This window comes from Rhizobium sp. C104 (assembly GCF_022354505.1).
GTDB classification, from domain to species: domain Bacteria; phylum Pseudomonadota; class Alphaproteobacteria; order Rhizobiales; family Rhizobiaceae; genus Rhizobium; species Rhizobium redzepovicii.
In genome coordinates, this window is sequence record NZ_CP092348.1 from 3,002,534 (window position 1) to 3,017,556 (window position 15,023).

Here is a 15,023-nt window from a genome sequence, read left to right on the forward strand (position 1 = left end):
TCACCGCCTCTTTCCGGTGCGGACGAGGCGCACGCCTCACGCAAGGACTACCAGCAGGTGAAGCCTGCATCGACGTTGACGATTGCTCCGGTCATCAGGCTGGCTGCACCCGACGCCAGAAAGAGGACCGCGCTGGCAACCTCTTCCGGCGTTCCCATCCTGCCCATCGGCGTGTCGGCGAGCCAGAGCGGAATACGCTCGCGATTGGCTTCGACGGCCACCACCATCGGTGTCTCGATGTAGGTGGGCGCGACGGCGTTTACCCTGATACCATGCTGCGCCCACTCGGCGGCCAGCGACCGCGTGAGGTGATGGACTGCCGCCTTGGAGACGTTATAGGCCGTCTGAGGCTGCGGCCGGTTGCAGATGTGACCCGACATCGAGCCGAGGTTCACGATGGCGCCCCGCCTCATCGTGACCATGTGACGGCCGAAAGCACGCGAGCACCAGAAGACGCCGTTCAGATTGACGTCCATCATGCGCAGCCAGTCCGCGTCGGTGAGATCCTCCGCCGGGATGCCGCTCTGGCCAATCCCGGCATTGTTGACGAGGATCGTCGCCGGCCGGCCTCCGTCGGCAAGCTCATTGGCGATCTCGTCCATGCGGGCCGCGTCGGTGACGTCGCCCAGCCGGACTTCGATGTCGTAGCCGTTGTCGCGCAGCGCAAGCGCTTGCCGGGCGTCGGCGTCGCTGCGCTCGATGACGACGACAGCCGCACCCGCCTCCGCCAGCGCCTCGGTGCAGCATAGCCCGATGGCGCGCCCTCCGCCGGTGACCACCGCCCGTTCGCCGTCGAGGCGAAATTTCTTCTGGTAGCTCATATCAGGCTCCTTCAGATGTCAAAGGCGCTTGGAAGCACCACGATATCACGGATGGTGACGTTGCGCGGACGGGTCAGCATGAAGATGATCGCGTCGGCGACTTCCTTGGGCTCGATCAAAGCGCCGGCCTCCTTGGCCTTGCGAAGATTTTCCTCCGGCCAATCCGCAAGCAGAGCGCTGATGACCGGCCCCGGAGAAACCGACCCCACGCGAATGCCGTTTTTCAGAAGCTGGCGCCGCATCGTCTGGACGAAGCAGGTCATCGCCCATTTCGACGAGGAATACACCGGCTCCCACGGGATAGCCGAATGTCCAGCGACGGAGTTCGTGACGACAATGTCGCCGGTGCCGCGTTCGATCATGTGCGGAATGACATTGCGAACGTTCTTGATGACGACATTCACATTGAGATTGAGCATCCGATCGATCGTATCGAGGTCGGTTTCCACAAGGTCGCCGCCGATATAGGTGCCGGCATTGGCATGCAGGATGTCGATCTTGCCCGTCTTCGCCAGGACGCCCTCAAGCAGTCCCGCGCATTCGTTCGGATTGAGCAGGTTGATCACGAGCGGAATAGCCCGCTCGCCAAGCCGGCTGCAAACCGCCCCAAGGGCCTTCTCATCCCGGTCCACCAGCACGACCGTCGCGCCTGCGGAAAGCATTGCTTCCGTGGAAGCCAATCCTATGCCGGAGGCCGCACCCGTGACCGCCGCGATCTTCCCATTCAATTCCTGCATCGATGTCTCCTCCTATCTTGATCCCGATTGCTCATTTTTTCCGACGCCGCAGGCGGCATGATAGTCCGCCAGGCTCTTCGTTACTCTCCAGATCAGAACCTCATCCGGATCGAGCGGCGCTTCGGCGAAATGCTGGGCGGCCGGCATATGCTGCCAAAACAATGGCAGCGGTACCGACTGCCCTCGAAGAGCCTCGCACAGGCCCCAGACGGCCTCTTGTGCTTCAGCCGACGCCCAATAATAGCGGATGCGGTCAGACAGCGAGTAATGCCGCAGCCAACGCATCTCGGCCTCCGTTCCGTGATAGTGGCGCCGCCAATTTCCGGGCTGGTCGAGCATCAACACTTCCATCGCCGCATAGAGCGGACGCTGGCCATAACCGGGCAGGAGATCGGAAGCGATCGCGTCCAACCCGTAGAGCGCCTCGCGCAGGACGAAGGTCAGTTCGGGACCGACTTTCAGAATCGGAAAACCGTCCTTCACCAGCGCGCTCAACGGCTCGGCGCCCTGATAATCGGTCGAGTGCGCCTCGAACACGAATTGCGGCTCCTCGGTCAGCACCGATTGCAGCGCCTCCATCTTGCTGCTGTCGTAGACGATGACGTTGTGATTGCCGAATTCGACACCCGGCTGAACGACCAGGCCGATTGCCCGCCCAAACGCCTGCCCGAGGTCGGCCGCCGCAAAGATCCGGCGGTGGACTTCGATCGTCTTCAACGCCGCCGCGGCAGCCGTCGGCTCGATCGTCGTCAGGGGATGGTCGGCCCCGCCCGGCGGCGGCACTTCGGTGCCGATGACGTAAACCGGCATCGCGCCACCGGTCTTCCTGGCCGAAGCCTCGGCGACCGCGGCAAGCCGGGCGGCGCGACGGGCGGTGGTTACGTCGTCGAGCGCCATCGGTTCGCCCTTGCAGCCCATCGAAGCGTCGAGGTGAATCTTGCGGAACCCGGCGTCGACATAGGCGGCAACCATCGTCTCCGCCTCGGCCATGGCCTCCTCCGCAGGCCGGTCGCACCACGGATTGGGGCCGAGGTGGTCGCCGCCGAGAACGATGAGTTTTTCCGGGCACCCCTCCTCCGCCGCGATCTTCATGACGAGGGAGGCGAAATCGCTCGGCGTCATGCCGGTATAGCCGCCGAGGTGATTGACCTGGTTGCAGGTCGCTTCGATCAGCACGGTGCTTTTCTGTTGCCGCCCGTGCCGGAGGGCGGCGCGCAGCACGATCGGATGGGCGGAGCATACGGAGGTCACGCCTTTCGGGTGGCCTTCGATCCTGAGCCTCGCCAGTTCGTTGAGATGCACCTCCATCACGGCCGCCTTTCCGTTGACGCGACAAATGCATCGAGTTCCGGGCGGGTGCCCGCACCTTCCATCGGCCCCAGCACCGTGACGTTGCGGGCGCCGGCGGCCGAGGCATAGGTCAGAGCCTGCTTTGGAGACATTCCGAGCCGCCGGCAGGTGAGATAGGCACCGCCGAAGCAGTCGCCGGCCCCCGTAGGGTCGACCTCCTGAACGACGAAGGCGGGAGCGTGGATGCGGTCTCCGCTGCTGGCGAAGTAGGTCGCGCCGCCGGCGCCGCGCTTCAGCACGATCTCCTTGACGCCTATCTCGAACAAACGCTGGATCGCTTCCGCCTCGCCTTCGACACCGGCGGCGCGCTCAAGCTCCTCTCCGGACGGCAGAAGCAGATCGGCGGCAGCAACAAGCTTGGCAAACCGGCGTTCGGTCTCCTCGTCCAGCTTCAACTCCTTGCGAAGGTTCGGATCGACCGACAGCGTTCCGCCGCGCGCCTTGACAATGTCGACCGCCTTGTCGATCACCGCACGGGCACTCGGAACCGACAGCGCGGAGCCCATCACGTGAAGGTGCCCGGTCCGATCGATGAGATCGGCGACCCCTCGGGACCAGCCGAAGCGCGCGGCTGCGGAGGTGGCGATGTTGTAGACGAAATCTCTGGAGCCATCCTTGCGGTAGCGAACGAAAGCGCTTCCCGTCGGGTAATCCGGATCGATCGAAATCGCCGAGATATCGACGCCGTCGCGCTTGAGGCGATCGGTATTGACCCGGCCGAAATCGTCATCGCCGACGGCGCCGACCATTGCCGCCTGACCGCCGAGACGGCCGCATTGCGAAATGAAGATCGCCGGCGCACCGCTCGCGAACGGACCGACGAGCGGCTGGGCTTCGAGGAAGCCGTTTCCAACCGTCGTTGCGACGATCTCCACGAGGATCTCCCCTACGCAAACCGTGGGACCAAGTGCGTCCGGAGCCAGTATTGAAGCCATATGCAGTCCTGCTTTCGATCCCTGTTGTCTCTTAACTCAGCGCCGATTGGACCGGCGCACCGTCCTCGCTGCCGAACTCCTCGTTCTCCAACGACAGAAAGCGCCGGTGCAGCATGCATGCCGCCCCGAAGGCGGAATCGAACTCTGCATCATCGTCCACGACGATCTCCGGCGTGGGGAAAGCGATGTTCTGGCCTTCCGACATGTGAACCGCCACGCGGGCAGCCACCATTGGATAGAGCGGTGCCACGGAGCCGCCCAGCACGATCCTGTCTGGGTCGAGCAGGCGACAGGCCTGCAGCAGTGCATATGCAAGATGGCGCGACCAGGTTTCGGCGATGTTGACCGCGGCCGGGACGCGGTCGCGAACGCCACCAAGGAAATCCTGCAGATCGGCGTCCTCGTGTCCGACAGCCTCGCGATATTGACCGATCAGCACCTCGCGACCGATCAGTTGTTCGAGCTTCTGACCGCCGCTTCCCGGCACCAGCGTGTGGCCGATTTCTCCCGCCAGACCATGGCCGCCGCGAAACAGCTTGCCATCGATCATGATGCCGCCACCGACGCCCGTTTCCATCAGCAGGAACAGGGTCACCCCTGCGACGCCGTGACGATAGCTGTCGCCGATCGCAAACGCATTGGCATCGTTTTCGACCGCGATCGGGACGGCGGTCGGGAAGGCTGACCGGGCAATTTCCTTCAACGGCACGTCCCGCCAGCCGATGATCGGCGCCAGTGTGACAAATCCATCCGGACGCACGTGGGACGGCGTCGATAGGCCCAAGCCTTTGCACCTGTCGATCATGCGCTTCGCCATTGCGCCGACAATCAGTTCGATACCCTGCGCCACAGCCTCCTCCACCGTCGAAGACGGTGTGTCGAACGCGACTTTCCGACATGCGCGAACTTCGGCGGAGAGATCGACAACGACGGCCGATATATGCTCGACGCCGATCTCTATCCCGACGAAGAAGGCAGCATCCGGAACCAGTTCAAGCATGATGCCGGGACGGCCAGCACGGGAATGTTCCAGGCGCTGCCTGCCGCTCTCCTCCGACTCCTGAACGAACCCGCCCTCGGTCAGTTCGGCGACGATCTCTCCCGAGGATGAGCGGTTCATGCCGAGCTTACGAGCGAGATCGGCCCGGCTGAGGCTTCGGTGGACATAGATCGTCTGTAAGGCGGCGACGATGTTGTTCTGCCGGATCCTGCGCGGCGAACTTCCGATGGAGACGGTGTCGTTCATAGGTCTATTCCCTTCAAGCCGCCCACCCTTACACGACTGGAACAGGCTGTCAGAAGGATAATCAGGGCCGCGCGTTTGTGGCCCGGCGACGCTTGGCCTCGTCATATTTCAGCTCGATGTAGCGCTTGGCGTGCGCCGCAAGCAAATCATTGTCCTCCCAGGTATCGCGCCAGATGGCGCAGGCGAGCGACAGGCCTTCATCCACGACCGTCGTCGAGAAGCTCTCGAACACGATGTCTCTTTCGTAGCCGATGTCGAGCAGGGCGTCGAAGATCAGCTCGAAGTCGATGACGCCATCACCAAGATGGCCGCGATTGCTTTCGCCGATGTGGAAATAACCGATCTTGTCGCCGGCAAGACGGATGGCGGCGGCCGGATTGGCTTCCTCGATGTTCATGTGGAACGTGTCGAGATGGAGACGAACATGCTGCGATCCCGTCTCGGCGATGAACTTCAGCCCCTGCGCCGTGGTATTCAGCAGGTTGGTCTCGAACCGGTTGACCACCTCCAGCACTATGTCGACGTTCGCCTGCTTGGCGACCTCGCCGGTCGCGGCGATCGCGGCCACACTGTTGTCCCAGCCCTTCTTCGTCGGCTGGCGATTGTACTTGGTGTGGGCGGAATAGAGAATCCCGCCGAGCTTGTTGCCGCCGATATCACGGACTGCACGAACGGCGTCGGCCAGCGTCTGCCTGCCGGCGGACACCGCAGCAGCGTCCTCGCTCGACACGTCCTTGTCGAGCGGCAGCCCCATGGTTACGCCGATCTCCACATCGAGGGACTGGGCGAGCTTTGCCAGCCGGTCGAGATTGAATTTCTCGGGGCGCAGATAGGCAAATTCGATGGTGCGATATCCGTGTTCGGCGGTCTTGTTGAGGGCCATCTCCAGGCCTTCCTGCGTTTGGCCGCCTGTCCATACAAATGAATGGATACCCAATCGACGCATAGGTCTTTCCTCCACGATATGCCGGTGATTGTGCCCAGTGCTATGCCATTTAGTTTGGCAAGGCAACAAATAAATTCTGACACCGTCATTTTGCTGTCCTGCAAAAAGACTTTGCGTTGCAGCATTTTATGCCATGGCCTTCGTTTCCAGGTCGGTACGAAAAATTTGTTCCTGTGAAAATCAATGGGATAGGCTATCTATTTGCATGTTTAGACAACAAATGTTGCGCTGTCGGTTTTTTTGGCCTACACAAGCACCGGCGAATGTTCTCGCTGCTATCTGGGAGGATTGGAAATGCACTATGCTTTGAAGGCTAGCGCGCTTGCGCTGACGCTCGGCCTTGCGACGACCGCTTCGCCGGCCTGGGCTGACTTCTGGTCCGACGCGGGCGCAAAATACAAGGGTGTGACCCTGCACGGCGTCACCGAAAGCACCCCGCCATCGAACTACATCAAGAACGTGCTCGCTCCGGAATTCGAAAAGAAGACCGGCATCAAGGTCGAAATCGAGACGACCTCCTGGGATCAGATGTACGACAAGGCGATCAAGGACATGGAAGCCAAGACCGGCATCTATGACATGGTCTACATCGAGCAGGACATCATCTATTCCTATCTGGCCAGGAATTTCCTCGTCGACATCACCAAGACGCTGAAGGATCAGCCGGATCTGAAGGCCCCGACCTACGACGATTCGAATTTCACCAGCTTCGCCGACTATTTCAAGGACGCCAACGGCGATCTCTTCGGCACGCCGATGGAAGCGTTCCTCAAGACATATCTCTATCGCAAGGACCTCTTCGACGATCCGAAGATCAAGGAGGCCTTCAAGAAGGAAACCGGCAAGGACCTGAAGCCGGCGACCACCCACGAGGAATACACTCAGATTGCCGAATTCTTCACCAAGTACGGCAAGGACAACGGCATGGAACTCTGGGCACGACCGCCCAGGCCCATACCGGCCATCCGGCTTCCTGGTATGAATTCTTCGAGTCCATCGTGCCGACGTTCGGGGTCTACAATTGGGGCATCGACGCCAAGAACAACTATGCGGCCACCGTCGAACACGGCGGCACGATGAACGGCGACAAGGCGAAGGCCGCGCTGAAATATTGGCTGCACCTGCGCGACATCGCTCCGCCGGAATCGACCCAGTCGACCTGGACGGAGACGGCAACGACCTTTGCCGCCGGCCGTGTCGCCCAGGGGCTGATCTACGGTGAGAATGCCGCGTGGATTGCAAGCGATGAAGCGCAGTCGAAGGTCGTCGGAAAGGTCGGGTTCGCGCTGCCGCCGCTCGAACCAGGCGTTTTGGACGATGCAAAAGCCGGAAAGGGCTATATCGGTTACTACGACGGCGGCGCCTTCGGCGTGCCGATCACGTCGAAGAACAAGGAAGCGTCGTTGCTGTTCCTCGAATTCATCGGTCAGAACGAAGTGCAGCCCGACTGGGCCATCGCTGCGCCGCGCATCACCAATAAGGCGACGTTCGACGATCCGAAGGTGAAGGAGATGGATACCAAGCTCGGCGGCTTCTACACGATGCTGAAGGATGAGGGCAAACTCTTCGCCGGCGCTCCTCCCTACCCCTTCCATGCGCAGGTGCGGGAAGCGACCGCCCCGATCTTCTACGACATCTTGACCGGCAAGATCGCTCCCGATGAAGGGCTCGACCAGATGGCGGCCAAGGCCGAAGAGGAACTGACATCGCTCGGCTATCGCAAATAAACATCCTCCCCAATTGACGGGTCGTGTCCTACGACCCGTCATCTTTCGCTCCAGGATGGGCGGACGTCACATAACGTTCAATGGGGGATAGGCGATGCATTCGCAGAAGCTCGGGTGGCTGTTGCTGTCACCGACCATCGTGATCCTTGGACTGTTCGGGATCTTTCCGTTCATCTACGTCCTCTGGGTCTCGTTCCATGCATGGAACCCGTTCGCGGCCAATCCGGGCATGGTCTTCAATTGGGCCGACAACTATCGGCGGCTCGTCTTCGACGCCCAATTCCTGGCATCGCTCGGCATAACCCTCACATTCGTCTTCTTCGCGGTCGTCTCGGAACTGATCCTCGGCTATATCCTCGCCCAGGCGCTGCTGAAGGATTTTCCTGGAAAAGCGGTGTTTCGCACGATCCACACCTTGCCGCTGATCATGGCGCCAATCATCGTCGGCTCTGTCTGGAAGCTGATGACCACACCGTCGATCGGCATCATCCCGTATCTTCTCAGAAGCTGGTTCGGCTACGATCTGAATATCGGCCAGAGTGCTGTCGCGGCCTTCACCGTTACGGTGATCATGGACATCTGGCACTGGACGCCGCTTGTCACCCTGTCGCTGATCGCCGCACTGGTCTCGCTCCCGCCCGATCCGTTCGAGCAGGCGCAGATCGACGGCGCAGGCAAGAGCCAGATCTTCTGGCACATCACGCTCCCGCTGATCCGCCCGGCCCTGCTCGCCACGGTGTTCATCAGGCTGATGGATGCGCTGCGCACCGTCGACGAGGTCCTGATGCTGACCGGCGGCGGCCCGGGTTCGTCGACACGCTATATCGGCGTCCACATCTTCAAGGAGGTCTTCCCCAAGACCAATTACGGCTATGGTTCGGCCATCTCCGTCATCGTCCTTTACCTCACCATCGTCGTGTGCTGGCTGCTCTATGTCGGCCTGATTGCGCCCCGCGTGAAGAGAGGTTGATCCGATGAAAAACCAGACCCCCTGGCTTCCGGTCGTCCTTTGGATCTTAATCAGCCTCGCGACGCTTTTCCCGATCTACTGGCTGTTCGTCATATCGGTGAAACAGCCCTTCGACCTGTTCTCGACGCCCGATGTCGTGCTCCGCAGCTTCTTCTGGAAAAACTACCAGGATGTGCTGACCAATCCGACCCTGCGCGGATACATGCTCAACTCGATGATCATATCGTCGGGCAACGCACTGCTCGTCACGACGCTCGGCTTCTTTGCCTGCTACGCGCTGACCCGCTTCGACCTCGCGGGCAAGGAAAGCATCTTCTTCTGGACGATCACCAACCGCATGGCGCCTCCGGCGGTCTTCCTGCTGCCGCTTTTCCTGCTGCTGACGCAGGTCTACAAGATCGGCGACTTCTCGCTCGCCGATTCCCGGCTGGGCATGATCCTGGTCTACTGCTCCTTCAACCTTCCCTTCGCCATCTGGACGCTGCGCCCGACCGTCGAAGGCATTCCAAAGGAATTGGACGAGGCGGCCTATATGGATGGCGCCAGCCCATGGACCGTCCTCTATGACATCGTCTTTCCCCTGGCGCGGCCCGGACTTGCGGTGACCCTGATCCTGACCTGGGTGTTTGCGTGGAACGAATATCTGCTCGCAGCGACGCTCACCAACTTCAATGCGCGAACCCTGACCACCGGCCTGTCGGAATATGTGACGACCACCGGGACCGCCTGGGGCATCATGGCCGCGATCTCGATGCTGACATTGGTGCCGGCGCTCATCGTCTTTTCAGTGGTGCAACGTCACATCGTCGCCGGCCTGACCTTCGGTGCGGTGAAAGGGTGAAGCCATGAGCTCTCAATCAAGAAACAACCAACGCAAGCCGGGATTTCTGCCGATCGAAACGAACTGGTTCGACCGGCTGTTCATCTCGGTGGTGATCTGGGTCGCTCTCTCGTTGTTCTGGATGCGGTTCATCGAGCCGGTCGGGCTGTCGGTATGGTGCGCGGCGGCAATCTCGGCGGTGCTTGGCGCCTACATCGTCTGGAAGGGATGAGCCGATGACTTCCGTCAACACACCAGCCGCGCTGCTTTAAAGCGCGTCGCGATCTTTCAGATTCGCTCACGCTTTAGGTCTTTGTTTTTACGCATGTCTTTATCGCAAAACCGCTGCACACTTTTGCGAGACATGCTTTAGGGAGGAACGACATTGGCAAACGTACAGGTTAGCGACGTCACCAAGAGGTATGGCGCGCTTCAGGTCATGCACGGCGTCAGCGTCGACATCGAGGACGGCGAATTCGTCGTGCTGGTCGGCCCCTCCGGATGCGGCAAGTCCACCCTGCTGCGGATGATCGCCGGCCTCGAGACCGTCAGCGGCGGCGACATCCGGATCGGCGGCCGTGTCGTCACCAACGCTCCGCCAAAGGAGCGCGACATCGCGATGGTCTTCCAGAGCTACGCGCTCTATCCCCACAAGACGGTCGCCGAAAACATGGGCTTTCCGCTGAAGATGGCCAAGCGCCCCAAAGCGGAGATCGACGAGAAGGTCGGAAGGGCCGCCGAGATCCTCGACCTGACGCGTTATCTCGATCGCTATCCGAAGCAACTGTCGGGCGGGCAGCGTCAGCGCGTGGCGATGGGCCGCGCCATCGTCCGCGATCCGCAGGTCTTCCTGTTCGACGAACCGCTGTCCAATCTCGACGCCAAACTTCGCGTCACCATGCGCGTCGAAATCAAGGAGCTTCACCAGCGGCTGAAAACCACCACCGTCTACGTCACGCACGATCAGATCGAGGCCATGACGATGGCCAACAAGATCGTGGTGATGCGCGACGGCAGGGTCGAGCAGATCGGCAAGCCTCTCGATCTTTACGACTTCCCGGTCAATCTCTTCGTCGCCGGCTTCATCGGCAGCCCATCGATGAACTTCCTTCAGGGCCGCATCGCCACCCGCGACGGCAGGAAGGTCGTCGTCACAGACCAGGGCGTCGTCCTGCCCGTCGACAAGACGAATGCGGACGACGGACGAGCCGTGACCTACGGCATCCGACCGGAGCATATCACGATCGGCGACGATGGCGTTCCCGTCGAGGTATCAGTGTTCGAGCCGACGGGTTCGGAGACATTGATCTTCGGCCGTACGCAAGGTGTGCCGATCGACGCCTTGATCCGCGAACGTATCGAGGTAGATCCCGGACGGACGGTGTATTTCCACATCGATCCCCGGCGTGCACATATCTTCGATCGGGAAACGGGCCAGAGACTGTAAGGAGGCGACCATGGACTTCAATGGAAAGACGGTCATCGTTACCGGAGCGGGAAAGGGCATCGGACGCGAAATTGCCCGGATGCTCGTCGAACGGGGTGCTGATGTCGTTGCCCTCACCCGCAGTTCCGCCGACGTCGACGCCCTGCGAGAGGAAGCGGGTTGCCGCGCCATAGAGGTCGATCTCGCCGACGCCGATGCGACGAGGAAGGCGGCGATTGCGGCCCTGCCGGCGGATTTCCTGATCAATTGCGCCGGCACCACCGAACTCCAGCCGTTCCTGGAGACGACAGTCGAAGCATTCGACCGGCTTGTGGCGGTCAACACACGTGCACCGATGATCGTGGCGCAGGAATATGCCCGCTTCCTGATCAAGGAGGGCCGCAAAGGCGCCATCGTCAACGTCTCGTCGGTCGCCTCGTTTGTCGGGATCCCCGACCACGCAGCTTATTGTGCATCGAAGGGCGGGCTGGATGGCTTGACGCGTGTCATGCCGAAGGAGCTTGCCCCGCACGGCATCCGCGCGAACGGCGTGCACCCGACGGTGACGCTGACACCAATGGCGGTGAAGGCCTGGAGCGACCCCGAGAAGGCCGCCGGGATGATGCAGCGCATCCCCGTCGGTCGTTTCGCCGAGCCGAGCGACGTCGCCGAAGTCGTTCTCTTCCTGCTGTCGGATGAGGCGGCGATGGTGAACGGGATATCGATGCCGGTGGACGGCGGTTATATGATTGCCTGAGATCGATAGCTGCGCGTTTTTCCAAACGCGCAAAGATCTACTGCACCAATCGGCGCAACTGTTCCTGATCGACAAAGTGATCCGTCACCCCGGCCTCTTTATCCGGGTGACTGAAAACAAGACCGTCGGCATCCTCAAGCTCGAGGGCTTGCTCCGTATTCATGATCCCGAGCGGCTGGCGCTCATATTCGGACTCGAGCGCCGCCTCGACGATGGCCTTTTTCTTGCGCATGTCCATATCCTCCGTTCCTCAAAAGGTAACGGCCGGCTGGACTCGCGGTTCCCATGAGGGATTCACGATATAAAACCAGCTGACATGAACACGGCCGCGCGGGTGGTGCTGGGCCTAACTGGGCGAGGCGTCAGGCCCGCTGGCGGCTCTTTGGATCAAGCGGGCAACCACTTCAGTCCGGTTCTGCGCCTGCAGCTTTCGCATGATGTGTTGCAGATGCATCTTCACCGTATGCCCCGACAAATTGAGCTTTCCTGCAATGACCTTATTTGAACAGCCGGATTGCAACTCTGCGAGGACATCCGCTTCGCGGGGCGTGAACTCGGCAAGCGCCAAGTATTGCGTCCTCTCATCCAGGCTTTTTTCGGCCTCGTTTCTGGCGGGGCTATGCTCGTTTGAGCCGTTTGTAACTGCCCCCAGAAGCTGTGGGAAAAATGTTCCTCCTGCCAGGACGAGGCGAAGACCGGCAAGAGCAATGTCGATGGGAAGGGACGTCGAGAAAAAGCCGCGGATGCCGATCTTCAGCGCCTGACGGGCAATGATGGCGTCATCCGTACTTGAGAGCAACGTGATAGGAACCTCGGGAAAACGTGCGGTAATCGCGGCGAGATCATCCCGCAGGCTGGCGCTCTCAAAACCTCTGCCGGCCAGATCCAATGCGATCAAACGCACCTCGGCTCCAAGCGCCCGATCGAGACTTTCGGTCGAGCTCAAATCGATTAAGTTCCACCCCGCGAGTTCCCGCTCAAGTAGCTTCACCACGGTTGTGCGCGCCAGTGTAGAATGCTCAATAATGATCACAGTTGGTGCATTGCGCCGGCGCTTTGTTCCAGCACTGTCGGACACCTGCGTGCTCCCCAGATTATGTGCAACCCAACAGTCATTCATACTATTCCTGTTCTCGCGACATGTCATGAGAAAAAGCGAGTGTATTGCCACTATCAATAGTCTGATCTCTCAGGATAATTATTATAGCCTATAAGATTTCCATGAGAGATAACTATTCTCTGAGAGCATATTGATGCGCTTGTTCATCATTAGCCGATGGCTCGACTTATCGCCGAAGACTTTCCCGACTTCGCCGAATTCACGTACGGCAAGCAGGTCAACAAAGCTTTGAAAGGAGTTGAAAAGCCAACCGATCTGCTACGGTCCAATTCTGCAAAATGCTGTCTTACATAACAAGGTGCGGATCGGTTCGGCGTTATTTATCTGTCTCAATTCAAAACAGTTGCAAATCTCGACAGAAAAACGACAAATGCCGGAAGCAACAAAAGCCTGAGATCGGCGACTACCCTTTTTGATTACTGAAAACCGCGCTCCAATGACGCATTAATACCAGCCGGCATCGCTTTTCACTCAGGCAGCATCGCGAAGGCGCCGACTATGCCGATAAGGTCATGGGGGAATGGTCGGTATCTCCGTTGAAACCGAGCGAAGAAAGCGATTAATCATAAGGCTTGAAAAACGGCACCGAGAACAATCTCGTGCAGTTGTGCCGGCGCAATACGAGCGGGGAGTCTATCCCGCTAGCTATGCATGAAAGTCAGAATGTCGTCGACGAGCGCCGAATGGGCGTCCGTGAGGTTACCCTCTCCGCCGTGGCCCGCTATGCCGGCCAGCTGAAGCGCATGCTGATCATAGAGAACATGATCGATCTGTTGGGCGTCCGCCGTCCCACCGGCGGGAACGGCAATGTTGATGGGATGGAAATAGCCGAAATTGACGTCGACCATGGCGCCGGTCGACGATCCGTCGCCGCCACCGCCACCGGCATGGTTGCCGGTAAAAATCGTGTCCGACGACAGGTTGAAGCCACCGCCATTGCCGCCCATGCCTGCGATCTGCACAGTGCCCTGATCGAAAATCACATTGTTTGTCTGATGAGCCTCCGCCGAGCCGCCTGCGGCGCCGATGGCGATGTTGATCGGCGAGAAGATGGCGATGCTCACGTCGACCATGCTGCCGACGAAATATCCATCGCCGCCGTGGCCGGCATAATAGTCGCCGGTCAATGTCAACGCAGTTCCCGGGCTCATCGACGAGCCATGGGTCGCGACATTATGGTCTCCGCCCGAGCCGCCTATGCCACCCATCTGGGTTGCGCCCTGCAGGAACATTGCGTTGTTCGACTGCTCGGCGTGAGCCTCCGCGCCTGGGCCGGCAGCCACAGCGGTATTGACGGGCGCAAAGACTGCGACTTCGGTGCTGACCAGCCCGCCATAGAAGAGCCCGTTGCCCCCGGTGCCGGCATGAGTGGCGCCATCGCCGCTGCCGATGGCAACATTGCCGCTTCCGCCATTCCCGCCGATCCCAGCCATTTCGGTGGGATGCTGATTGATTGATGCATCGTTGCCCTGGAAAGCGTCGGCACTCGAATGAGGTCCCGCAATAGCCGCATTGGACGGCATGAAGACGGCCAACGCATTGCTGCTGATCACGCCTTCGCTTATCCCGTCACCACCGCTGCCGGCTGACGTATGAGTTGGCGCGGAAGCGACATCCAATGGAAGCCAGGTCGGCACTAGTGCCAGATGCCCCGCAGCCACATTGGCGGCGAGGTGTTGATCGGTGCCCGTCTTGGGCAGGTCTTCCAATAAGGGACGAGGTTCCGCCATTACCGTCTCCATTCGCGGTCGACCGCACGGCCACCGAGCATGCGGCGCCATGCCGCCTTTAATTGTTCAGGCATTGTGCATCTGAACCTCGGAAAAGCAGAGCCTGCAATTCGTCTACATCCACTCGGCTAGTTCTCTAGCCATTTGGGTGTCATGGCCGCAGCACCCGCTGTGCGCGTTGCAAGCACTCAATCGGCTTTGGATGAGAGGCTCCGGGCGTCGCTTCGGCGAAGTCGAAGACTTGATCATGAGCATGCCGCCCTGCGCCAAATCACCAAACATCAATCCAAATAACGTTCCGCCACATCAAGTATACATCCGAAGGAATGTCTCCGAATATCTAGGTAGTTCAAAGTTTAAATCGCGAGCAATATTCCTCCGCGGTCGTATTGGCTGTGGCGATATGCCGGAACGCATGCCGCAGGGGGACGCCGTAAA

Annotated in this window: 14 protein-coding genes and 1 pseudogene; 6 read left to right on the top strand and 9 right to left on the bottom strand. The window is 60.2% G+C overall.

What is annotated here, in order from left to right; all coding sequences use genetic code 11:
- Positions 1 to 47: 47 nt before the first annotated feature.
- The 6 genes from MF410_RS16010 to MF410_RS16035 all read right to left on the bottom strand — a co-directional run bounded on the left by MF410_RS16010 (position 48) and on the right by MF410_RS16035 (position 6,035).
- The gene (locus MF410_RS16010; RefSeq protein WP_097624831.1) at positions 48 to 821 is read right to left on the bottom strand and encodes an SDR family oxidoreductase; all 774 of its coding nucleotides are present in this window, start codon (positions 819 to 821) and stop codon (positions 48 to 50) included.
- Positions 822 to 832: 11 nt separating this feature from the next.
- Positions 833 to 1,558, bottom strand: a complete 726-nt coding sequence (locus MF410_RS16015; RefSeq protein WP_239619889.1) for an SDR family oxidoreductase — start codon at positions 1,556 to 1,558, stop codon at positions 833 to 835.
- Positions 1,559 to 1,570: 12 nt separating this feature from the next.
- Positions 1,571 to 2,866 (bottom strand): class II D-tagatose-bisphosphate aldolase, non-catalytic subunit, encoded by a 1,296-nt coding sequence (locus MF410_RS16020; RefSeq protein WP_097624829.1) that lies wholly within the window; start codon positions 2,864 to 2,866, stop codon positions 1,571 to 1,573.
- Positions 2,866 to 3,843 (bottom strand): sugar kinase, encoded by a 978-nt coding sequence (locus MF410_RS16025; protein WP_097624828.1) that lies wholly within the window; start codon positions 3,841 to 3,843, stop codon positions 2,866 to 2,868. The genes MF410_RS16020 and MF410_RS16025 overlap by 1 nt, the downstream gene beginning before the upstream one ends.
- Positions 3,844 to 3,874: 31 nt before the next feature.
- Entirely contained in the window at positions 3,875 to 5,089 is a 1,215-nt protein-coding gene (locus MF410_RS16030; RefSeq protein ID WP_239619890.1) for an ROK family transcriptional regulator, read from the bottom strand.
- 61 nt (positions 5,090 to 5,150) lie between these two features.
- Positions 5,151 to 6,035, bottom strand: coding sequence for a sugar phosphate isomerase/epimerase (locus MF410_RS16035; RefSeq protein ID WP_097624826.1), 885 nt, complete (start codon positions 6,033 to 6,035; stop codon positions 5,151 to 5,153).
- A gap of 294 nt (positions 6,036 to 6,329) precedes the next feature.
- Here MF410_RS16035 and MF410_RS16040 point away from each other — a divergent pair.
- The 6 genes and pseudogenes from MF410_RS16040 (at position 6,330) to MF410_RS16065 (ending at position 11,735) form a co-directional block, all read left to right on the top strand.
- Positions 6,330 to 7,762: pseudogene (locus tag MF410_RS16040) on the top strand (extracellular solute-binding protein).
- A 94-nt stretch (positions 7,763 to 7,856) separates the two neighbouring features.
- Entirely contained in the window at positions 7,857 to 8,732 is an 876-nt protein-coding gene (locus tag MF410_RS16045; RefSeq protein ID WP_097624824.1) for a sugar ABC transporter permease, read from the top strand.
- Positions 8,733 to 8,736: 4 nt separating this feature from the next.
- A complete protein-coding gene (locus MF410_RS16050) occupies positions 8,737 to 9,573 on the top strand; it encodes a carbohydrate ABC transporter permease (RefSeq protein ID WP_097624823.1) in 837 nt (278 codons plus the stop codon).
- A gap of 4 nt (positions 9,574 to 9,577) precedes the next feature.
- Complete coding sequence (locus MF410_RS16055; RefSeq protein ID WP_097624822.1) at positions 9,578 to 9,784, top strand: DUF2160 family membrane protein; 207 nt, start codon at positions 9,578 to 9,580, stop codon at positions 9,782 to 9,784.
- 153 nt (positions 9,785 to 9,937) lie between these two features.
- Entirely contained in the window at positions 9,938 to 10,999 is a 1,062-nt protein-coding gene (gene ugpC / locus MF410_RS16060) for a sn-glycerol-3-phosphate ABC transporter ATP-binding protein UgpC (protein ID WP_097624821.1), read from the top strand.
- Between the two features lie 10 nt (positions 11,000 to 11,009).
- On the top strand, positions 11,010 to 11,735 hold the full coding sequence (locus tag MF410_RS16065) for an SDR family oxidoreductase (protein WP_239619891.1): 726 nt from the start codon (positions 11,010 to 11,012) through the stop codon (positions 11,733 to 11,735).
- A gap of 37 nt (positions 11,736 to 11,772) precedes the next feature.
- Here the strand turns inward: MF410_RS16065 and MF410_RS16070 are convergent, their stop codons facing one another.
- From MF410_RS16070 to MF410_RS16080, 3 genes are all read right to left on the bottom strand, one after another.
- Positions 11,773 to 11,973, bottom strand: a complete 201-nt coding sequence (locus MF410_RS16070) for a hypothetical protein (protein ID WP_179867089.1) — start codon at positions 11,971 to 11,973, stop codon at positions 11,773 to 11,775.
- Positions 11,974 to 12,081: 108 nt separating this feature from the next.
- Positions 12,082 to 12,855: a response regulator transcription factor gene (locus tag MF410_RS16075; RefSeq protein ID WP_097624819.1), complete on the bottom strand. Its 774-nt coding sequence runs from the start codon at positions 12,853 to 12,855 to the stop codon at positions 12,082 to 12,084.
- 641 nt (positions 12,856 to 13,496) lie between these two features.
- A complete protein-coding gene (locus tag MF410_RS16080; RefSeq protein ID WP_097624818.1) occupies positions 13,497 to 14,585 on the bottom strand; it encodes a hypothetical protein in 1,089 nt (362 codons plus the stop codon).
- Positions 14,586 to 15,023 lie beyond the last annotated feature (438 nt).